We start from the raw sequence: 21,029 nt of genomic DNA on the forward strand, positions 1-21,029 counted from the left end.
ACAAAAAACATAATTTACTTCGCTCTATGCATGAGAATATCCGCCAGAACAAACATCTCCTGCTTGCTTTCCGGATCAATGTCTAATGATTCGAGTTGAGCATAAGCTAAATGCATATAACGCTGTTTTACCTCTTCTGCGTATTGATCAATGTTATATTTTGCATATAAGTTTTTCATCCGCCCCACCTTCTCTTCCTTCGTGATTTCTTGGGCAGAAACTAAATCATTGAATTCCAATAAATCAGCCCCTTCCGATAGCTGTTGCGTACGAATATGAAGGATTGTTTTTTTATCGCTTAAAATATCTCCCCCAACCTGTTTTCCAAAGCTGGATGGATCTCCATAGACATCCAAATAGTCATCCTGTAATTGAAAAGCAATGCCCAGGTTTACCCCAAAGTCATAGATTTTTTGCTGTTGTTCCTTGGATGCTGAAGCCAGGATTGCCCCCATCTGCAAAGCGCCTCCCAGTAGCACAGAGGTTTTCAGCTTGATCATTTGTATGTATTCCTCTTCCCTAACGGAAGTTCTTTTCTCAAAATCCATGTCCATCTGTTGGCCTTCGCAGACCTCCAACGCCACTTTGTTGAATACCTCCAACAAAGCTGGGATCTTGTCCGCAGGGGATTTTCCCAATTCCTGATAGGCTTTGACCAACAAGGCATCACCAGATAGAATAGCCACATTATCGTTCCATTTTTGATGAACCGTATCCTTACCCCTTCTCAATGGCGCCTTGTCCATGATATCATCGTGGATCAAGGAGAAATTATGGAAATATTCAATGGCTGCCGATGCTGGCAAGGCAAGCGTTAAATCCTTGAATCCGAACATATTGGACGACATCAATACCAACATCGGACGAATTCGTTTTCCGGCTAGGGAAAGGATATATCGGATGGGGTCGTAGAGGTCTGCTGGATCTGCCGGAAATTCGGCGCGTTGAATATAACTGGAGATGAGTTTGCTGTAGGGATTCTGTTCAAACATACTTATTAAAAAATTGTTACAAAGATAAGCATTTAACATGAATAGCATGGAATAGCCTATTTGAATATTCAGCTTAGTCTATGTAAATTGCGTAAATTATATCCACAGGATGCGAATCTTAATTATTCATAACGAATATCAACATATAGGTGGCGAGGATTTCGTTGTAAAGCAGGAAATAGAAGCATTGCTCCAAAAGCATGAGGTTGAACTTTTTACAGTGAAAAATGTAAAGGGTTTGGCAGGTTATCTGCAGTACCTGAGCTATCCATTAAATTGGAAAGAAGCTAATCGCTTGGAAACACGCATCAAACATTTCAGACCAGATATCATTCATATTCATAATATGCACTATGCCTTGGGGCCATTGTTCATATTGCATATCAAAAAATTAGGAATCCCGATGGTCATGACCCTGCATAACTTTAGGTTGTTATGTCCATCAGCTACGCTTTTCCATGATGGAAACCTCTTTTTGGATTCCATTACCCAGAAATTCCCTTGGCAAGCTGTTCGGAAAAAAGCCTTGGAGAACTCCTATATCAAAACCTTTTGGACGGCGTTTACCTATTGGATTCATCGAAAACGAGGAACTTTCAAAAAAATAGATCGTTTTATCGCCTTATCGGAATTCGCTAAAAATCTATTTCATCGATCGACCTTTGAGGTTCCCATCAAGAATTTCGTGGTGAAACCAAATTTTGTAAAGGAAGTCGCTCCTACCGAGATTATCCAAAGTCAGGCTTTTGTTTATGTAGGAAGATTATCCGAAGAAAAAGGGATCTTACCCTTATTACATGCCTGGACCGCATCCAACCATGAATTAAAGATCTTTGGGACGGGCCCCTTACAGGAAGAGGTAGAAAAAATAGCGAATAGCCATCCGAATATCCATTATTTTGGATTTCAGGATAAGCAGATGATCAGTAACCATATGGCTGGCGCATCAGCGGTAATCGTACCGTCGGTGTGTTATGAATCCATGCCTTTGGCAGTCCTGGAAGCTTATGCCCTTGGCGTGCCTGTTCTGGCCAGCAATATTGGCATATTAAATGAAATGGTTGTACCTTTGTATACAGGAATGTTATTCGATCCGCATAATCACCCTCAGATCATCCAGACCTTAGCAGAGTGGCAAGCTATTCCGGTTGATAAAAAGGAGATCATGAAGATGAACTGCAGGGATACCTTCCTGAAACATTATGAACAGACGCTGGTGATGAACCAATTGGAGCATATATACCAAGAGGTAATTAAAGAGCAGCGCACGAAAATTTAAAGAAATCAACATGAATATCATCGTAATGGATAGATTGGGGCTTGCCCCACAGATAGAAGAGGCATTGGCAACAGTATACGACCCGGAATTGAAACCGGCAAATATCCTGGACTTGGGATTGGTATACGAGATTATTACGAAGGAGAATAAGCAGGCTAAAATTGTTATGACGCTTACAGCTCCCGGATGCCCTGTAGCGGGGGAATTGATGAATGAGGTTCAACAAAAGGTGGCAGCGATCGAAGGAATTGAAGAAGCTATCGTAGAACTTACTTTTGATCCACCTTGGACCAAGGATATGATGAGCGAAGAGGCTAAATTAGAACTGGGGTTCTTATAATTCGCCAACTATAATTAAGGCGCAGGAATTATTATTGCGCTGAAAAATATTGACGAAGTGCTTGTATCTGTTTCAGATTAAGCACTTTTTTTAGTTCCTCATCCGTCGCTTCCTTTATTTTCTTTACAGAACGGAAGCTGGTCAACAATTTCTGAACCGTCACTTTTCCTATACCGGGAATATTGTCCAATTCCGAAACAAAGGTCTTCCGACTTCGTTGGTTTCTATGAAAGGTAATACCGAAACGATGCGCCTCATCCCGTAGGTGCTGAATGATCTTCAGGGTTTCGGACTTTTTATCCAAATAAAGGGGATATTGATCGCCCGGATAATACAATTCTTCCAATCGTTTGGCAATCCCGATCACAGTCACTTTCTTCTCGATCCCAAGAAGCTTTAAACTCTTCAATGCGGCGCCCAATTGCCCCTTGCCACCATCAATAATGATCAATTGAGGTAAGCTCTGGTCTTCATCCAATAACCTCCTGTAGCGACGGAAAACAGCCTCCTCCATCGTTGCAAAGTCATTCGGACCTTCCACCGTTTTCACGTTGAAATGACGATAATCTTTTTTGGAAGGTTTCGCATCCTTGAACACCACAATAGCAGAAACAGGATAGTTTCCTTGTATGTTCGAGTTATCAAAACATTCGATATGCCGCGGGAGAACCGGCAAGCGAAGGTCCTTCTGCATTTGGGTCAATACCCTTTCAACTTTTACCTCAGGATTGAGTTTTTCGTATTGAAGTAATCTTTCTTTCTTGAAATAGGCTACGTTTTTAAGGGACAGATCCAATAATTTCCGTTTCTCGCCCAATTTTGGAACCACAAACTTGATCTGTTCATTGCCTTCGATATCCAATTCAAATGGCACAATGATCTCTCGGGAGAGACTACTATACCTGGACCTGATCTCCGGAATGGCAATCGCCAATAATTCCGCATCGGTCTCATCGAGTCTCTTTTTCAGCTCCACGGTTTGGGTCTGAATGATTACCCCATTAACCACCCTAAGGAAGTTGACAAAAGCATAATTACTTTCTGATGCGATGCTGAACACATCCACATTGCTGATGGAAGAATTGACAACGGTCGATTTGCTTTGGTAATTATCGAGCTTATCGAGTTTGATCTTCAGTTTATGCGCCCTTTCGAAATCCATGCCCTGCACTGCCTCCTGCATCTGCTCTTTAAGACGGTTGGTCACCATACTGATCTTCCCGTTCAGGATATCCTTGATATCAGAAAGGTTCTGATCATAGTCTTCTTCGGATTGATAGCCTTCGCATGGTCCCTTACAATTTCCGATCTGGTATTCCAAACAGACCTTGAACTTGCCTTTGGCAATGTTCTCTTCGGTCAGGCTGAGGTTACAGGTGCGAAGGGGAAAGAGCTCCCGGATCATATCCAATACGATGTGCATCATGCCCACAGAGGCATAAGGCCCAAAATACCTGGAACCATCCTTGATGTATCTACGGGTCCAGAAAACACGGGGAAATCGTTCGTTCTTGATGACAATCCAAGGATAAGTCTTATCATCCTTCAGCATGACATTGTAGCGTGGCTGATGCTTTTTGATGAGGTTATTTTCCAATAACCAGGCATCGATCTCCGTATCTACAATGGTAAAGGCGATCCGATTGATTTTTCGGACAAGAACTTTGGTTTTGCTATTGAGTTGTTGGGTGTTGACAAAATAAGAACTGACCCTATTCCTAAGGTCCTTGGCCTTACCAACATAAATCAGGGTGTCTTCCTTATCAAAATACTGGTAGACACCTGGTTTATGGGGGATTTTTCCTAATTCTTTCTTATAATCAAACTCCATTAAGGATATGCCTAAAATCCTAACCGATCGTCATCCATCAGTTCTGTACTGCCGTTCGATTGGTTTGGATCACGTCCATAATATTGGGAAAAGTTAGAACAATTCATTTCAAATCTGGTGATTCCACCTGCTGGAGGCGGGAAATCCTCCTGGGTGTAGTTTAGCCCTTTATCGGCATAAACTTTCCGCATGTACAAGCCGAATACCGGCATCGCTGCTGCCGCACCCTGGCCATATTGCATACTGCTGAAACTGATACCACGATCCTCAGCACCTGTCCAAACACCGGTCACCAATTCTGGCGTGATACCGATGAACCAAGCATCCGAGTTATCGTTCGTTGTACCCGTTTTACCACCAATTGGATTCTTCAATCCACCGAAGTTTGGATCCCAACGTAATCGACTACCTGTACCACCATCCACTACACCTTTCAGCATATCCACCATGGCGTAAGCCGTTTCACTGTTCAATGCTTTGGATACTTTAGGTGCCTTTTCATAGATCGGAGCACCATTTTTATCCTCAATTCGTAAGATCATTGTTGGTTCTACCCAAGTACCTTGATTTACGAAAGCAGAATAGGCTCCTACCATGTCAAATAAGGATGCATCATAAGATCCCAATGCAATGGAAAGGTTATTCGGAATATTGGAGTTCACACCCATTCTTTTTGTCAGATCGGCTACAGATGATGCTCCCACTTCGGAGATCAAATAAGCAGACGCATAGTTCTGGGAATATTTGATCGCATTTTTTAAGGTTATAGGATCACCTCCCTGTACGGTTCCCTTTGGTGTCCAATCGCCATAAGTTCTCATGTGGTTCGGAATGGAAACACATGGGCCATAACCATTATCGATGGCGTAAGCATAGACAAATGGTTTTGCCGTAGATCCTACCTGACGGGTACCAAGGCGTACCTGATCGTATTTGAAATGTTCAAAATTGATACCTCCAACCCAAGCTTTGATGTAGCCGGTATGAGGCTCCATGGACATCATCGCATTCCGCAAGAACAATTTTGTGTACTTGATGGAGTCCATCGGCGTCATCATGGTATCAATATTTCCCCTCCAGGTAAAGAGGTTCATCTTTACTTTCTTGTCAAATTCCTTACGGATATCCTTTTCCGACATCCCTTCTGATTTCAAGGTATGCCATCTATCCGACCGCTTCATTCCGGTAACCAAAAGGTTGGCATTCTTTCCGGTGAAGGCATTACGACGGCGCCATTGCTTATCAAATTCATTCTGCAGCTTCTTCATCCACTCTTTCTGCGCCTCTTCCGCATATTGCTGCATTTTATAGTTGATCGGTGTATAGATTTTCAATCCATCGCGATCCAGGTCATATGGTGTTCCATCAGGTTTGGTAATCGCCAAACGTTGGAATTCTTTTTTGATCTCTTCCTTCAATACCGCACGGAAATATGGAGCCAATCCATCACCATAATTGGCTTTGGTCAACTTGATACCCAAAGGCTTTTCCTTGCTCTTCTCGAACTCCTCACTGCTGATGAAATTCTGATCGCGCATATTCTGTAAAACCAGATTACGACGTGCTAAAGCCTTTTCTGGATTCGATACTGGCGAATACATGGAAGTACCCTTTAACATCTGCACCAAGACCGCAGCTTGATCTGCCGTTAATTTATCTGGAGTCGTATTGAAATAGGTTCTTGCTCCCGATTTGATACCATAGGTATTGTAAGCTCCGAAATCTACTGTATTGAAATACATCATGATGATCTCTTCCTTGGTATAGTTACGTTCCAAGCGTACAGCGGTAATCCATTCCTGCAACTTCTGCATAATACGTTTGATCGGATTGCGTGCTCTGGATTCTCCGAATAGGTTCAGCGCCAACTGTTGGGTAATGGTACTACCCCCTTGCTTGTTTCCGCCAAGGGTTAAAAGTACCGTTGAAAAAGTTCTGGAATAGTCAATACCTGAGTGTTCGTAGAAACGTTTATCTTCAGTGGAAACCAAAGCCTCCACGAGGAAGGGTGATAATTCACTGTATTTGACGTTAGACCGGTTATGGACATAATAGGTTCCCAAAACGCGGTTATCATCAGTAATAATTTCGGAAGCAAGGTTACTTTTGGGATTTTCAAGATCCTTGAATGTTGGCAATTTACCAAACAAACCGACCCTTACACTCACTAAAAACAACGCTACAAAAGCGATCATTCCCAACAGAAATTTCCAATAATTCCGTGTATATCTTTTTACATCCTCTTCGGTAAGTTTGCTACTTTGTGATTCTCTCTTCATTTGTTATAGTAATGAATAATCAATTACCCACTTAAACTGGATAACCATGAAATGCATAATATCAGTAAGTGTGCCAATTGTTTGTTGAACGCTACAAAAATACCATAATTTTCTTTTACCTTAGTATATATGCCCAACAATAAATCACAAGCTGGCTTACTATTCATTTTCATCACCGTAGTTTTAGATTCGATAGGATTGGGTATCATCATTCCAGTGATGCCAGCATTGATCAAAGAATTGATACATGGCGACTTAAGCCAGGCATCTTCGTATGGGGGTTGGCTGACTTTCTGTTATGCCTTCATGCAATTTTTCTTTGCGGCCATCCTTGGAAATTTGAGTGATCATTTTGGCCGAAGACCAGTCCTGCTTTGCTCCTTGTTCGGTTTCGCTGTGAACTACCTATTGATCGGCTGGGCTCCTAGTATTTTCTGGTTATTTGTTGGACGAATTGTAGCTGGTATTACCGGCGCTAGCCATACGGTGGCTGCAGCATACATAGCTGATGTGAGCACGAAGAAGAACAAAGCCCAGAATTTCGGCCTATTGGGTGCCGCTTTTGGATTAGGATTTATCATTGGGCCTGTCCTGGGCGGTATCCTGGGGCATTATGGACCTCGCGTACCTTTCTTTGCCGCTGCTGGTCTATCCTTCCTGAATTTTGTATACGGGTATTTTGTAGTGCCAGAATCCTTAAATAAAGAAAACCGACGGAACTTCAGATGGATCAATGCCAATCCAATCGGGAGTTTCCGGCATATCGGAAAATATCCCCAGATCCAGACCTTGGTTATCTGCATCTTTCTGATCAACGTAGCGGCGCATGCCGTACAGAGTACCTGGTCTTATTTTACGATGGAGAAATTCCAATGGAACGAACGTATGGTAGGCTATTCTTTGGGTTTTATTGGGGTGTTGCTTACGATCGTGCAAGCAGGATTGATCCGGATCATTATCCCCAAATTAGGGATTGCCAAGAGCATCATCATCGGCTTGCTCCTGAATGCAGGATCATTGATCGCGATGGGTTTAGCCCCTACCTCCGCTTGGCTGTATGTGGCCAGTTTCTTTTATGTATTTGCAGGAATTGCCGGACCGGCCATACAGAGTTCCATCTCTAACCAGACACCGGCCAATGAGCAAGGCCAGATTCAAGGTGGATTGACCTGTGTGATCAGCCTAACGGCCATAATTGGCCCTATCCTGATGACCAGCCTCTTCTCCTTTTTTACAAAAAAGAACGCCTCGGTGTATCTCCCAGGCGCTCCATTTTATCTTGGTGGATTATTGGCATTGTTTGCCGTCATCCTTGTTATCAATTATTTTTCCAAAAGGCAGACCGCATAAGCCACCACGCCCTCTTCACGGCCAATAAATCCCATCTTCTCATTGGTGGTAGCCTTAATAGAGATATCCTCTACTGTAATGCCCGCAGCTTCCGCAATGTTCTTTTTCATTTCTGGAATATAAGGCTTGATCTTCGGTGCCTCTAAACATAACATCGCATCAATATTTCCCAAAGAATATCCTTTATCCTTGATCAATTGAATACAATGGCGTAAAAGGTCCAAACTATTCGCACCTTTCCATTTATCATCGGTATTCGGGAAATGATAGCCAATATCCTCTAGATTTGCAGCACCCAAAATAGCGTCGCAGATCGCATGAGCCAACACATCCGCATCCGAATGCCCAAATGCCCCAGCATGATGATCCAACGTCACTCCTCCTACCACAAATGGATGTCCTTCTTTCATTTGGTGTACATCAAACCCAAAACCTACGCGTATCATGGTTTAGTATTTAGTATTTAGTAGTTAGTATTAAGACTCTGTATAGTTTGTTTGCATTATGACTTTTTATAGTTTGAATATGCCACATTAAAGATAAAAAGAGATTTTTTATCTCGAGAAATGGATACCGCATTAAAAAAGTATTTAATAAATAGACCTATACTTGCTTTTGACAGCCCGCATAGGTCTAAATACTAAATACTCAATACTTTATACTCTACTAAGCTGAGACTTCTTCGTTTACAAACTCGTCATATAATTCGCCGAATGCTTCGTAATCTTCATCAGAAGTCGGTTCGAATGTACGAATATTATGTTCTTGGATGTACGCGGTAATTTCAGGGTTGATGTCAGCATCGCATTTGATAGCGACATCCGTGAAAGAAAGTGCGCCTTTGCAGATATCCACGTAAGATCCGGATGCGTAATCCTTCACTTGATCAGCGGCGATATCTGATTGGCTAGCCATTTCAGCATACTTCGTTCCAAGGCTTGCGTTCTCAAAATCCTCTTTGTAAAGGGAATAGAAAACCTTAGCATCCTTGAATGTAGGATCGTTTTGGTATACAGTTTTTAGGTAAGCCGGTACCATCGCGGTAAACCATCCGTGGCAATGTACCACATCCGGTGACCAACCTAATTTCTTGACAGTTTCCAAAGCTCCTTTACAGAAGAACAAGGAACGTTCGTTATTGTCATCAAAGAATTTCCCTTGCTCATCACGAAAAACCTTCTTCCGCTGAAAATACTCCTCATTATCTAAGAAGTAAACCTGCATTCTTGCTGCCGGCAAGGATGCTACCTTAATAATTAGCGGATTATCATTATTGTCCACCACAATGTTCATTCCCGACAACCTTATCACTTCATGAAGACGATTTCTGCGCTCATTAATGTTACCAAAACGAGGCATTAGAATCCGAATTTCGAATCCTTTTTCCTGCATTGCATGTGGTAACTGGCGTGTTATTTCAGAAATTTTACTTAATTCAAGGAAAGGCGACATTTCATGGGTAATAAACAAGATTTTCGTTTTTGCCATCTCCAACTGTTTTTTTATTTATTGAATAGTAAAATCGGTCTACAAAGATACACATAATTTATCAATTTTACAATTGATTAAAAATCATCGTTTTATAATTTAAAGATTATTCCTCATTTTTGCACCTAATTTTAAATTTCCGCCGTGAAAATATTTCGTACAAAGGGGGAGTTGCAAGCTGCTTTGCAAGATATCCGCCAAGAAGAAAAAACAATAACATTGGTACCCACCATGGGCGCCTTGCATGAGGGTCATTTATCCCTCATCGAATACGCAAAACCAAGGACAGATATCATCGTTTGTAGCATTTTTGTGAATCCAACCCAATTCAATGACCCAAAGGATCTGGAAAATTATCCTCGCCCTATTGAAAAGGACATCGCTTTATTGGAGTCGGTAGATTGTGATATCCTCTTCCTTCCATCGGTGGAAGAGATGTATCCTGAAAACGATCCGGAGTGGCATATTGATCTTGGCAATCTGGATAAGATCTGGGAAGGGGAGCATAGGCCTGGGCATTTCCAAGGTGTTACACAAATAGTCTACAAGTTGTTTTCTTTGGTAGAACCTGACCAGGCTTGTTTTGGGCAAAAAGACTTCCAGCAGGTGATGGTGATCCAGCGGATGATCGATATTAAGGAGCTGCCTATCCATTTGTTGATCTGCCCTACGGTGCGTAGTGAAGAAGGATTGGCATTAAGCTCTAGAAATGCAAGATTGTCGGAACAAGGGAAAGCGGATGCATTGACTTTGTCTAAGGTATTGCGATTTATCAAGGCGAATATCAAGAAGCGATCAGTAGCGGAATTATTGGTAGATAGCAAGGTGATGATTGCGGAGAACCCGGCTGTTACGTTGGAGTATTTGGCGATCTGTGAATCCAGTAGCTTGGAACCGGTATCGGAAATTGAAGCCGGAAAAGAGTATGTTGCCTTGATTACGGCCTGGGTGGAAAATGTGCGTTTGATTGATAATATTATTTTAGCGTAGAATATTTGTTTATTAGCACTTGATTAATTTACAAAGCTATTACACGGGAAAACCCTAACTTTGCATTATGTTTATTGAAGTAATGAAATCGAAAATTCACCGCGCTCGTGTTACACAAGCGGAGTTGAATTATGTTGGAAGCATCACCATTGATGAAGATTTGATTGATGCGGCAGACTTGATCGTTGGAGAAAAAGTACAAATTGTAAATAATAATAACGGCGCCAGATTGGAAACCTATGTCATTCCTGGCGAACGTGGATCCGGAATTCTTTGTTTGAATGGCGCTGCAGCTCGTTTGGTGCAGGTTGGTGATATTGTGATCGTGATTTCTTATGCGACTATTGATCGCGAAGAAGCCAAAACTTTTAAACCAACTGTTATTTTCCCGGATGAGAATAATAAGTTGGTGTAAGGGTTAGGAGTCATTGACAATATTACGTCATTGACAACATCGCGTCATGACAACAACGCGTCATGACAACAACGCGTCATTGCGAGGAGGCACGACGAAGCAATCTTTCTTTAAGTGTCATCCTTTCTTTAAGTGTCATCCTGAGCGAAGTCGAAGGATCTGTTCGGGTACCATACGTAGATGCTTCGACTTCGCTCAGCATGACATGCGGGAAGATTGCTTCGTTCCTCGCAATGACGTAAAAAACCTCCCAATGACGTAAAACACCTCGCAATGACGTAAAACACCTCGCAATGATGCAAAAATCTCCCAATCACGGAAAAAATTCCCTAAATTTATCCCAGATTTCACATCTGCATGCATAAAATACATCCATACCGCCTAATAATCGCCCATTTCCTCTTCTTCTGGATCTGCGGCATCATCATCAGCGGAATTGTCTTTATGCACAAAGAGGTCACCTCCACCGGAGAGATTGTCACCCACATCCACCCTTACGATCTTGGCGAAAAAAAACATCACCAACACCACTCCGATGATGAAATCAAATACCTGGACATTGTTTTCCAGGGCAGTTACCTAAACTGGGAGTCGCAAACTTACACCGCTCCTATCCAACAAGTCCTTACAGAAATCCATTTCGCGGAGAAAACCTTCGCGGAAATCAAACAATACATCTCTTTCAACACCGGAAGAGACCCTCCTACCCATTTAGCATAATCTTATTCCAACCATGAAATCAAATTTTCATGGTCCTTATTGTATTTGTATGTCGCCTGCTTAATCCCAGGCCATACCTTATTGATCATTGCTAAATTTTACTATGAAATCTATTTTTTTCAGGTTAAGCCTGATAATAGCCCTATGTTATTTGGGCCAAACAAACCTATACGCACAAATTCGTGGAACCATCAGTAATCCAAAAGATGAACCCATTGCCAATGCTACCGTACAGGTAGATGGATCCAACCAAGGAACATCCACCGATAGCTTAGGACAGTTCATCCTGGAAGAAGGTAAAACGCCCATAAAAAGCATCAGTATCCGCGCAATCGGTTTTCAAACCATCAAAAAACAACTGACCGCAGCCGATAGGAACAATCCCTTGAACATCACCCTGCAGGAAGACAACCTCAACCTGAGTGAGGTCGTAGTAAGTGCCTCCCGATACGGCATGGAGCGCAAGAAAGCACCGGTGATTGTCAATGTGCTGAGCCCCAAATTATTCAATGCCACCCAGTCGGTCGCGATGTCCGAAACGCTGAACTACCAACCCGGAGTTCGCGTGGAGAACAACTGCCAGAACTGTGGATTTACACAAGTTCGATTGAACGGCATGGAAGGCGCCTACTCCCAGATCCTGATCAATAGCCGCGCCGTTTTCAGTGCCCTGAACAGTGTCTATGGCCTGGATCAGATCCCTACCAGCATGATCGACCGCATCGAGGTAGTCCGTTCAGGAGGTTCTGCCCTATTTGGCGCGAATGCCATTGCCGGAACCATTAACATCATCACCAAAGACCCGGTTGAAAACGATTGGCAACTGAAAACCACCAATTCCCTGATCGGGGGAAAAGCCTGGGACCATAGCTTGGATTTCAACAGCTCCTACGTAGATAATGACCTGCAAACAGGCGTCACCTTCTATGGGATGCATAGAAACCGGGAAGCCTATGATGCCAATAACGATGGTTTCTCCGAAATGACCAAATTGAAGAACCTCACCTTCGGCTCCAAGGCTTTTTACAAACCCTCCGATTTCGACCGGATCACCTTGGACCTCAGTGTGCTCAATGAGTTCAGACGTGGTGGCGACCGATTGGATCTCGCGCCCCATTTTACGGATGTAACCGAACAATTGCGCACAAATTCCTTTATCGGCGGATTGACCTATGACCATTATTCCAAAGATTACAAACATAAAATCTCCCTATATTCTTCTGCGCAATTCACCAACCGGGAAAGCTTTTACGGTGGTTTAGGTGGCGGCAGAACCAAACAGGATAGCCTTTTGGCCTCCAATTCCTATGGAGATACGGATGATTTTGCCATGGTAGCCGGCTCGCAGTATACCTATACATTCGAAAAGGATGTTTTGACTGCCGGTGTCGAATTCAATAGCAACCGCACCAAAGATAATATTCCCGGTTACCAACGTCTGATCGATCAGAAGACCCATGGCCTAGGTAGCTATGTGCAGTACGAATGGAACATCTTGGATAATCTGAAATCCCTATTGGGCGCCCGGTACGATTATACCTATGTAGATGGAAACTATGAATTGGCAGGTCATCAACGAAACTCCTCCGAAAGCTTTGGCACTTTCAGCCCAAGGGTGACCTTATTGTATGACATTACCGATTACCTGCAATTCCGAGGAGGTTTTGCCCGCGGATTCCGTGCTCCACAAGCTTTCAATGAAGATATGCATGTCACCTCGGTAGGCGGACAACAGGTATTCGTGCTGATCGGTGAGAACTTGGAAACCGAATATTCCAACGCATATACCGGATCGTTGAATTTCACGAAGAACTTCGGAACTACCCAGACCAGCCTCTTGGTAGAAGGATTCCTCACCCAATTGAACAATCCATTCACCACCATCATGACCTCTGAAGAGGAGAACCTGATCATCGAAGAGATGCGAAATGGAACAGGAGCGCGTGTCTATGGATCCAACCTAGAGCTGAATATTGCCCCTTCTTCGAGGTACAGCTTTCAGGCGGGAGGAACGATTCAACGTTCAGAATTTAAGGAAGCACAGCTTTTGTTCGAGGGACCAACTGCCAATGAAAATGTAAGCAGTAAGCGGTTCGTCCGCACACCCAATATCTATGGTTACCTAAATGCCAACTGGAAACCATTAGAAGCATTGAGTTTAGACCTCACTTCCGTATATACCGGAAAAATGATCGTTCCGCACCTGGTTGAGCCCGAAAAGATGCTGTTGAAGGAGGCGAATGATTTTTATGAGATCAATACCCGGATTGGCTATACATTTTCCGTGAAGAAAGAATTCAGTATCGAACTTTTTGGTGGGGTCCAGAATATTTTCAACGCTTTCCAAAAGGATTTTGATACCGGCGCACTCCGTGACTCCCAATATATCTATGGACCATCCCGTCCAAGGACATTTACATTTGGAATAAAATTAGGACATTTTCACTAATGAAACTGTTACAAATAGGCATATTATTCATCGGCTTGATTTCTTGGGAAATTAAGGCGCAGCCTTTGACCAAAGAAGCCATCAACTGGATTCCTTTCGAGCAGCTCAGCGATTCGCTCGAAAGGAACCCTAAACCGGTATTTTTATTTTTCCATACGGAATGGTGCAGCTATTGCAAAAAAATGCAAAGAGAAACGTTTAAGGATCCGAAAGTGATTCAAAAGCTCAATGAACACTATTATGCAGTAGAAATGGATGCCGAATCTCTGGACAGTATTTACTTCGATGGGGTACTTTATACAAACCCCCAAACCGTAAAAAAAACAGGTCAATACCATCAGTTGTTTCGTTTATTGATGCAGGATTCGAAAAAGCCAACATTCCCAACCAGTCTCTTTTTAGACCGTGATTTCAAGGTGACCCAAAGAAAATTTAACTATATAAGTATAAAGCAAATGTTAAATATTTTATAATTTTAACAGATTAGGTGTAGCACATTGATACGATTATGCGTTATCTCCTTTAATATTCACAATACTTATAACATTTTATGAAAAACTTTAGACTATTAATCATTGCTTTGTTGGGAGTTATCAGTATCACTTCATGTATGAAGAATGATACCATTGATGATGGTTGGGATTATGCAAAAGAAAAAGCTCGTTACGATTCCACAATGAATAAACAAAAGCCGATCCTAGCAGCTTATGCAGCGGAAAATTATTCAGACAATCGTTATTACAATGATTCAGTAGGCATGTATTTGGATATCCTTACGCCAGCAACAGACGAATCGTATGAATATGTACTTCAAGGTTCCTCTTTCATCTCTCCTCAGATCACGGTAAAATACAAAGGTAAATTATTATTGACTGGTGAAGTGTTTGAAGATGCTACAGGTACTGCTCAACAATTCTATTTGAATCCAAACTCCAATATCAATGTTACTCAAGCTTGGATCAGAGCATTCCTTCCAAGAAACGTAACGATCAATGGAACAGATATTTTATACGGACTGGTTCCTAATGGAATCAAAAAAGGAACTAAATTCAAGTTTATTGCTGCTTCTCCAATTGTATACGACAATAGAGAAAGAAAAGATAATTCGGGTAAAGTGATTGTTCCTAAAGATTCTCCAGTAGAATACGAGGTCGAAGTAATCGATATCAAAAATATATAAGCTCAACAATTCATACTTATATAGTATAAGGCGGTACCTATTCCCTTGGGTGCCGCCTTATTTTTTTAAAATTTATGTTTAATTTTACCTTAAACACATACATATGAAGATTGCATTAGCTCAACTAAACTATCATATCGGTAATTTCGAACAGAACACAAAAAAAATAGTAAAGGCTATAACGGATGCCAAGGAACAAGGGGCAGAACTGATCGTCTTTGCAGAATTGGCAATTGGGGGATATCCAGCCAAAGATCTACTACGAAATACCGCCTTCCTTAAGGCTTGTTATGCCAGCGTGGATGAAATCGCAAAATATTGTGAAGGCATTGCCTGTATCATTGGAGCACCAGTCCCTAACAAGGATGCCGAAGGAAAACCTTTGTTCAATGCTGCCCTTTTATTGGCAGATGGCGAGGTGAAACAAGTGGTCAAGAAAAGCCTATTACCAGATTACGACGTCTTTGATGAATACCGTTATTTCGAGCCTAATCCGTCAAGTAATTGCATCAAGTTCAAGGATCTCACGATTGCATTAACCGTCTGTGAGGATCTTTGGGATGATGATGGACCAAACTCCTATGTTGGCGACCTGATGCAGGACCTTGCTAAGGAACATCCCGACTTGATCATCAATATTGCGGCATCCCCTTTTTCCTATACCCATTTCGAAAATCGGAAAAACGTATTGAGCAGGAATGTCATCAAAGGGAATGCCCCGCTGATTTATGTAAATCAGGTGGGCGCCCATACGGATATTATTTTCGATGGCCGTTCTTTGGCCCTCAACAGAAAAGGTGAATTGGTAAGCGAAATGAAAAGCTTTGAAGAAGACCTACAATTTGTGGAATTAAAAGGCATTGATCTGCACAGTGAGCAGGCGCATCAATCCGTAGAACATCAGGAAATTGCATTGATCCATGATGCGATCATCCTGGGTTTAAGGGATTATTTCCAGAAATCAGGATTTCAGAAAGCCGTTCTAGGGCTTTCCGGAGGTTTGGATTCTGCCTTGGTAGCCGCTCTTGCCTGTGAAGCTTTGGGCGCAGAAAACGTGCTGTCGGTCTTGATGCCTTCCATTTACTCCAGCGACCATTCCTTGAAGGATGCCTTGGATTTAGTGGAAAACACCGGATGCCAAAAGCTCATCCTTCCGATAAAAGACATTGCAGCGGCTTTTGAGGCAACATTGGCTCCAGCATTTGAAGGTCGGAACCCTGATACCACCGAAGAGAACATCCAGGCTCGCACGCGTGGAACCTTATTGATGGCCCTATCCAACAAATTCGGAAACATCTTATTGAACACATCCAATAAAAGTGAGGCTGCTGTGGGATACGGAACCTTGTATGGCGATATGGCGGGTTCCTTATCCGTGATCGGTGATGTGTACAAAACCCAGGCCTATCAATTGGCAAAATACATCAATAGGGACCGGGAGATCATCCCATTGAACACCATCGTAAAACCGCCTTCCGCAGAACTTCGCCCTGGTCAAAAAGATTCGGATTCCCTTCCGGAATACGACATCTTGGATAGCATACTTTACCAATTGATCGAAAAGGAAAAACCATATACCGAAGTGATTGCCTTGGGCTTTGATGAAGCAACGGTTCTACGGGTCAATAAGTTATTGAACAATGCAGAGTTCAAGCGCTTCCAAGCGCCACCAATTTTGAGGGTTAGTCCGAAAGCATTTGGTCCCGGAAGGGCCATGCCATTGGTCGCAAAATTTTCTTTCTAGCCATTAAACGTTTAGCAACCCATGTAGTCTAATTAAAAAAATGAGAATTATGAAGACGCTTAGGACTTTTTTCATGGCAGGAATCGTGTTATTCCTGGCTTCCTGTGCCTCGTACAATTATAACATGACGAGGGTGCAGCAATTAGACTTTTCACAATATAAAACATATGGATGGTTACCGCCTGTAGATTCCTTGTCGAAAAACTATTTCAACAATGATATTGCGCGAGAGAACATCCTTTCTGCAGCGAATCGGGAATTAGCAGCCCGTGGTATGCAATACAGCAAGAACGATCCGGATATCCTATTTCGCTATGTGACCATCGTCAATAACAAGAGCCGTATGGTCTATGGCCACATGGGTGGCTGGGGCGGCTGGGGATGGTACCGTCCTTGGGGCTATTACATGAGCCCTTCCTATCCTATCGGAAAGGAAAAATACCGGTATTCGCATTTGATCATAGAAGCGGTGGATAGAAGAACAAATTCCGTGGTATGGCAAGCTCGTGGATCGGGAGAGATCAAAGCTCCAGAAAAAGCGATCAATAAATTACCGGAAGTGGTTCAAGGTATTTTCAAGGAATATCCAATTAAATAGTAGAAAGTCCGAATTTTATATAATATAAATTAAGCCAAGCGGTATGCTTGGCTTTTTTTATATTCTCTCGTCATTGCGAGGAGGCTATCTCGTCATTGCGAGGAGGTACGACGAAGCAATCTTTCGATTAGTGTAAAGATTGCTTCGTTCCTCGCAATGACGCTGTATGTCGCAATGTCGCTGTTTCTCGCAATGACGCTGTTCCTTCCAATGTCGAAGTAGCTTCGATTTTCATTCGCTATGTATGTAAATTCTAAGCAGGATGTAAGCAAGATATAAGTGCATAAAGTCACTTACAACTCACTTACACATCACTTACACCTCACTTGCAGTAAGTAGCCTGTACGAAACAAACTTAGCCTAAAATCCTCTTGAAGTGGTTGTTCAAATGTTTCCGAATGGCATTCCGGTAAGCATCTGCATCGCGCGTTTTCAATACTTCCACCAATTCCTTATGGGAAACAAAATCTCCCGTCACCACCTCACTCGATAATAGGCCACTTTCATGAACATAATTGAAAATCGGCATCAGCATCACCTGTAGCTCCAACAGGATCCTATTTTTAGAAATCTTATACAATTTGCTATGGAATCTGATCTCATCTTCCACCTGCCAGGTCTGCGCCGTATCACCCGACCCTACCTGGTTCGCAATATCTTCTAGTTCCTTGATATCCTCATCAGTGATATTCTTTACGATGAAATCGGCCATCCCGACCTCTAATCCCAATCGAAGTTCGAACATATCCTTCAGGGTAGCATCATCCAAAATAGATGGATGGAATACTTTACGTAATGATCCCAATACATCCGGATTGCGCAATACTGCACCCTTATGTTTTTTGGACTCCACCAACCCGATAGTCTTCAGGCGTAAAAGAGCTTCCCGGATGACGGTCCGACTTACCCCTAGATTAAGCGCAAGATCCAACTCCTTGGGCAATACATCACCAATGACCATCTTGTTCTCTTGGATATATTGAACAATGCGTTCCTCTGCTTTGTCGACTAAACTGGAGGTGTCTATGGTGCCTATTTTCCCCATATTCTCATTCGGATACTCCATATGTGCATTTAAATAGTTAATGTTAAAAGGTACAATTATATCAAAAAAAAATTTGGAAGTAAAACATTAAGTCTTACATTTGAAATCATTATATGTATGACATAATCTAATTTATAAAATATATTCGATTATTAAACATGTATAAGGTATAAAAATTACAGACCAGAACCATTTAGGCAAAAATATGTTTGTAATCAAATATTAATCAATTAGAACAAAACGTAACATTTACCCTGAGAAAATTTCAGAACCCATGCTTAATAAAAAAATTGAAGGATTAATTGCTGCCCCTTTTACCCCATTCGACGAACAAGGCGAATTGAACCTAGAACTCATCCCTTCTTACTATGATTCTTTAAAAAAGAACCAGATTAAAGGAGCATTCATCTGCGGATCTACGGGTGAGGGTGTATCCCTAACCTTCCAGGAAAAAGTAGCCACCTTAAAAGCATGGACTGCCCTAACCAAAAGCGATGATGATTTTGCGTTGATGATGTTTCTTGGAGGAACAAATGTGAAAGAATGCCAAGAATTGGCAAGAATAGCGGAACAGGAAGGTGCAGATGCCATTTCCTTTACCTCCCCCTATTATTTCAAACCGGCCAACGTAAAACAATTGGCCAAATGCTGCCAGGAAATTGCTTCTGCTGCGCCAAAGACTGCATTCTACTATTACCATATCCCGGTTTTGACGGGTGGAACCTTCAACATGATCGACCTTTTGCAAGAAATCGATGAACAGATTCCAACCTTTAAAGGCATAAAATATACCCATGAAGATTTTATGGATTTCCTTTCCTGTTTAAATTTTAAGAACAGAAAATATGATATGTTATGGGGAAGAGATGAAAACATGTTATCTTCCCTAATCCTTGGATCTAAAGGTGCAGTGGGCAGTACGTATAATTACGCCGCCCCGCTTTACTTGGACCTTATGGAAGCCTATGAAAATTCTGATTTCCAGAACGCCAATGCCCTTCAGCAAAAATCGATCGATATGATCCGGTTATTGGGCAAATATGGAGGTATTGCAACCGGAAAGGCCTATATGAAATTAATAGGTTTGGATTGTGGAACATTCCGCTTACCTATTGCCAATATGACAGAGGAGCAGTTTGCCTTATTCCAAGCAGATGTGGCTGACCTCGGTTTTGAACATTTTAAATCAATTCGTTGATGCGAAACATCGGGTTTATGATCATGACCATACTATTAACGGGATGTGAACCGAAAAACACATCCTTAGCAGTACAATGGCTACCTTCGGCAAACCTGCCTATGCAGGAAGAAAAGGCGCATCTGGGTCTTGCAGGTCCTGTTACCGGCATACTACAGGATAAGTTACTTATTGCTGGAGGCGCAAATTTTCCTGACGGAATGCCTTGGGAGGGTGGTAAAAAGAATTATCACAACTCCATTTACCTCTATGATATCGTAGGAAAGGAATTGCAGTTCAAAGAAGAAATTGCTTTGGATAGGGAAATTGCCTACGCGGCCAATGTGGTTATGGATGATAAGCTTTATAGAGCTGGTGGAGAAGACTCTACTGGAGCTATCAAGAACTTCCAAGCCTATTCGATCTCGGAAAATAAGGAGCTGAAAACGGAAGAACTATCCGAGTTGCCCTTAGCGTTGACCAACGCTGGGCTTGTGCATCTTTCGGACAAACTTTATTTCGTTGGTGGGGAAAATGCCGAATTGGTTTCCAATAAGATATATTGCTATCAAATCGATCAAGATAATAAGGGCTGGCAAGAATTCCTGACCCTGCCCTACCCGATTTCCAATGCTGTAGTGTTGGCCGACGGAAAAGAAAAGATATATATCGTTGGGGGTAGAAAGAAGAATGTGAATGCCAAGAGCGATATCTACGATCAGGTCCTTGAAGTGAATATAGGCAGCAAGGAAATAAAAGCAATCAGTAGATTAGCAAAGCCGATGGCTGCAGGAACCGGTGTATTATATAAAAACCATCTCCTATTGTTTTCAGGAGATGATGCCCGTACTTTCCATCAGGTAGAACAGGCCATCGCCAACATCAACTTAAATAGCGATCCTTCTAAAAAGGATAGCCTTATTACCGCCAAAAACAATATCTTGGTGAACCATCCTGGTTTTGAACGCCAGGCATTGGCGTTAAACCTAAGTGATTTGACCTGGAAAACATTAGCAGCATTACCATCAGCAGGAACAGTAACGACAACTGCCCTATTACATCAAGATTTATTGATTATTCCTTCGGGGGAGATCAAAGCCGGCGTAAGAACAGATCAGATCTTATTGGGGCAATTAAAATAATTTTTTACTA

19 protein-coding genes are annotated in these 21,029 nt (G+C 42.2%); 13 read left to right on the plus strand and 6 right to left on the minus strand.

The features are described 5' to 3' along the window. Positions 1-14 precede the first annotated feature (14 nt). On the minus strand, positions 15-992 hold the full coding sequence (locus tag CRJ00_RS05330) for a polyprenyl synthetase family protein (protein ID WP_099365848.1): 978 nt from the start codon (positions 990-992) through the stop codon (positions 15-17). Positions 993-1,101: 109 nt separating this feature from the next. On the opposite strand from CRJ00_RS05330, the gene CRJ00_RS05335 reads away from it, so the two are divergent. Both CRJ00_RS05335 and CRJ00_RS05340 read left to right on the plus strand, forming a co-directional pair. Next, positions 1,102-2,271 carry a glycosyltransferase family 4 protein gene (locus CRJ00_RS05335; protein ID WP_099365849.1) on the plus strand — a complete coding sequence of 390 codons (1,170 nt, stop codon included), beginning with the start codon at positions 1,102-1,104 and terminating at the stop codon, positions 2,269-2,271. 10 nt (positions 2,272-2,281) lie between these two features. Next, positions 2,282-2,611 (plus strand): iron-sulfur cluster assembly protein, encoded by a 330-nt coding sequence (locus CRJ00_RS05340; RefSeq protein ID WP_099365850.1) that lies wholly within the window; start codon positions 2,282-2,284, stop codon positions 2,609-2,611. A 31-nt stretch (positions 2,612-2,642) separates the two neighbouring features. On the opposite strand, the gene uvrC is transcribed toward CRJ00_RS05340, so the two are convergent. Both uvrC and CRJ00_RS05350 read right to left on the minus strand, forming a co-directional pair. Beyond that, the gene (gene uvrC, locus CRJ00_RS05345) at positions 2,643-4,442 is read right to left on the minus strand and encodes an excinuclease ABC subunit UvrC (protein WP_099365851.1); all 1,800 of its coding nucleotides are present in this window, start codon (positions 4,440-4,442) and stop codon (positions 2,643-2,645) included. Between the two features lie 11 nt (positions 4,443-4,453). Beyond that, a complete protein-coding gene (locus CRJ00_RS05350) occupies positions 4,454-6,721 on the minus strand; it encodes a penicillin-binding protein 1A (protein ID WP_099365852.1) in 2,268 nt (755 codons plus the stop codon). 129 nt (positions 6,722-6,850) lie between these two features. Here CRJ00_RS05350 and CRJ00_RS05355 point away from each other — a divergent pair, with 129 nt between their 5' ends. Next, on the plus strand, positions 6,851-8,071 hold the full coding sequence (locus CRJ00_RS05355) for a TCR/Tet family MFS transporter (RefSeq protein ID WP_099365853.1): 1,221 nt from the start codon (positions 6,851-6,853) through the stop codon (positions 8,069-8,071). Here CRJ00_RS05355 and ispF read toward each other — a convergent pair. Then, the gene (ispF, locus tag CRJ00_RS05360; RefSeq protein ID WP_099365854.1) at positions 8,044-8,517 is read right to left on the minus strand and encodes a 2-C-methyl-D-erythritol 2,4-cyclodiphosphate synthase; all 474 of its coding nucleotides are present in this window, start codon (positions 8,515-8,517) and stop codon (positions 8,044-8,046) included. The genes CRJ00_RS05355 and ispF overlap by 28 nt on opposite strands. A 220-nt stretch (positions 8,518-8,737) precedes the next feature. After that, positions 8,738-9,559, minus strand: coding sequence for a glycogen/starch synthase (locus tag CRJ00_RS05365; RefSeq protein WP_099365855.1), 822 nt, complete (start codon positions 9,557-9,559; stop codon positions 8,738-8,740). Positions 9,560-9,703: 144 nt separating this feature from the next. Here CRJ00_RS05365 and panC point away from each other — a divergent pair, with 144 nt between their 5' ends. The 8 genes from panC to CRJ00_RS05405 all read left to right on the plus strand — a co-directional run bounded on the left by panC (position 9,704) and on the right by CRJ00_RS05405 (position 17,655). Next, positions 9,704-10,549: a pantoate--beta-alanine ligase gene (gene panC, locus CRJ00_RS05370; RefSeq protein WP_099365856.1), complete on the plus strand. Its 846-nt coding sequence runs from the start codon at positions 9,704-9,706 to the stop codon at positions 10,547-10,549. Positions 10,550-10,616: 67 nt separating this feature from the next. Further along, entirely contained in the window at positions 10,617-10,964 is a 348-nt protein-coding gene (gene panD, locus CRJ00_RS05375) for an aspartate 1-decarboxylase (protein ID WP_099365857.1), read from the plus strand. Between the two features lie 357 nt (positions 10,965-11,321). Then, positions 11,322-11,684 (plus strand): hypothetical protein, encoded by a 363-nt coding sequence (locus CRJ00_RS05380; RefSeq protein WP_099365858.1) that lies wholly within the window; start codon positions 11,322-11,324, stop codon positions 11,682-11,684. 103 nt (positions 11,685-11,787) lie between these two features. Beyond that, positions 11,788-14,133 carry a TonB-dependent receptor gene (locus CRJ00_RS05385; protein ID WP_099365859.1) on the plus strand — a complete coding sequence of 782 codons (2,346 nt, stop codon included), beginning with the start codon at positions 11,788-11,790 and terminating at the stop codon, positions 14,131-14,133. Beyond that, positions 14,133-14,606, plus strand: coding sequence for a thioredoxin family protein (locus CRJ00_RS05390; protein WP_099365860.1), 474 nt, complete (start codon positions 14,133-14,135; stop codon positions 14,604-14,606). The genes CRJ00_RS05385 and CRJ00_RS05390 overlap by 1 nt, the downstream gene beginning before the upstream one ends. Before the next feature lie 77 nt (positions 14,607-14,683). Next, a complete protein-coding gene (locus CRJ00_RS05395) occupies positions 14,684-15,313 on the plus strand; it encodes an FKBP-type peptidyl-prolyl cis-trans isomerase (protein WP_144038106.1) in 630 nt (209 codons plus the stop codon). A 103-nt stretch (positions 15,314-15,416) separates the two neighbouring features. Then, a complete protein-coding gene (locus tag CRJ00_RS05400; protein WP_099365862.1) occupies positions 15,417-17,057 on the plus strand; it encodes an NAD+ synthase in 1,641 nt (546 codons plus the stop codon). Between the two features lie 49 nt (positions 17,058-17,106). Continuing rightward, entirely contained in the window at positions 17,107-17,655 is a 549-nt protein-coding gene (locus CRJ00_RS05405) for a DUF4136 domain-containing protein (RefSeq protein ID WP_099365863.1), read from the plus strand. Positions 17,656-18,010: 355 nt separating this feature from the next. On the opposite strand, the gene CRJ00_RS05410 is transcribed toward CRJ00_RS05405, so the two are convergent. Then, on the minus strand, positions 18,011-18,721 hold the full coding sequence (locus CRJ00_RS05410; protein ID WP_245153183.1) for a FadR/GntR family transcriptional regulator: 711 nt from the start codon (positions 18,719-18,721) through the stop codon (positions 18,011-18,013). A 253-nt stretch (positions 18,722-18,974) separates the two neighbouring features. Between CRJ00_RS05410 and CRJ00_RS05415 the strand changes: the two genes are divergently transcribed. Both CRJ00_RS05415 and CRJ00_RS05420 read left to right on the plus strand, forming a co-directional pair. Further along, positions 18,975-19,898: a dihydrodipicolinate synthase family protein gene (locus tag CRJ00_RS05415; RefSeq protein ID WP_099365864.1), complete on the plus strand. Its 924-nt coding sequence runs from the start codon at positions 18,975-18,977 to the stop codon at positions 19,896-19,898. A 23-nt stretch (positions 19,899-19,921) separates the two neighbouring features. Then, positions 19,922-21,019, plus strand: a complete 1,098-nt coding sequence (locus tag CRJ00_RS05420) for a hypothetical protein (protein WP_144038107.1) — start codon at positions 19,922-19,924, stop codon at positions 21,017-21,019. Positions 21,020-21,029 lie beyond the last annotated feature (10 nt).

Source organism: Sphingobacterium sp. 1.A.4, assembly GCF_002734245.1.
GTDB classification, from domain to species: domain Bacteria; phylum Bacteroidota; class Bacteroidia; order Sphingobacteriales; family Sphingobacteriaceae; genus Sphingobacterium; species Sphingobacterium tenebrionis.

Excerpts from the sequence above, each read along its gene's own strand:
- CRJ00_RS05355 (WP_099365853.1), top strand. The coding sequence starts at position 6,851 with ATGCCCAACAATAAATCACAAGCTGGCTTACTATTCATTTTCATCACC.
- CRJ00_RS05405 (WP_099365863.1), top strand. The coding sequence starts at position 17,107 with ATGAAGACGCTTAGGACTTTTTTCATGGCAGGAATCGTGTTATTCCTG.
- CRJ00_RS05330 (WP_099365848.1), bottom strand. The coding sequence starts at position 992 with ATGTTTGAACAGAATCCCTACAGCAAACTCATCTCCAGTTATATTCAA.
- CRJ00_RS05335 (WP_099365849.1), top strand. The coding sequence starts at position 1,102 with ATGCGAATCTTAATTATTCATAACGAATATCAACATATAGGTGGCGAG.
- CRJ00_RS05365 (WP_099365855.1), bottom strand. The coding sequence starts at position 9,559 with ATGGCAAAAACGAAAATCTTGTTTATTACCCATGAAATGTCGCCTTTC.
- panD (WP_099365857.1), top strand. The coding sequence starts at position 10,617 with ATGTTTATTGAAGTAATGAAATCGAAAATTCACCGCGCTCGTGTTACA.
- CRJ00_RS05350 (WP_099365852.1), bottom strand. The coding sequence starts at position 6,721 with ATGAAGAGAGAATCACAAAGTAGCAAACTTACCGAAGAGGATGTAAAA.
- CRJ00_RS05385 (WP_099365859.1), top strand. The coding sequence starts at position 11,788 with ATGAAATCTATTTTTTTCAGGTTAAGCCTGATAATAGCCCTATGTTAT.
- CRJ00_RS05380 (WP_099365858.1), top strand. The coding sequence starts at position 11,322 with ATGCATAAAATACATCCATACCGCCTAATAATCGCCCATTTCCTCTTC.
- CRJ00_RS05410 (WP_245153183.1), bottom strand. The coding sequence starts at position 18,721 with ATGGAGTATCCGAATGAGAATATGGGGAAAATAGGCACCATAGACACC.
- CRJ00_RS05395 (WP_144038106.1), top strand. The coding sequence starts at position 14,684 with ATGAAAAACTTTAGACTATTAATCATTGCTTTGTTGGGAGTTATCAGT.
- ispF (WP_099365854.1), bottom strand. The coding sequence starts at position 8,517 with ATGATACGCGTAGGTTTTGGGTTTGATGTACACCAAATGAAAGAAGGA.
- CRJ00_RS05400 (WP_099365862.1), top strand. The coding sequence starts at position 15,417 with ATGAAGATTGCATTAGCTCAACTAAACTATCATATCGGTAATTTCGAA.
- CRJ00_RS05420 (WP_144038107.1), top strand. The coding sequence starts at position 19,922 with ATGACCATACTATTAACGGGATGTGAACCGAAAAACACATCCTTAGCA.
- uvrC (WP_099365851.1), bottom strand. The coding sequence starts at position 4,442 with ATGGAGTTTGATTATAAGAAAGAATTAGGAAAAATCCCCCATAAACCA.
- CRJ00_RS05415 (WP_099365864.1), top strand. The coding sequence starts at position 18,975 with ATGCTTAATAAAAAAATTGAAGGATTAATTGCTGCCCCTTTTACCCCA.
- CRJ00_RS05390 (WP_099365860.1), top strand. The coding sequence starts at position 14,133 with ATGAAACTGTTACAAATAGGCATATTATTCATCGGCTTGATTTCTTGG.
- CRJ00_RS05340 (WP_099365850.1), top strand. The coding sequence starts at position 2,282 with ATGAATATCATCGTAATGGATAGATTGGGGCTTGCCCCACAGATAGAA.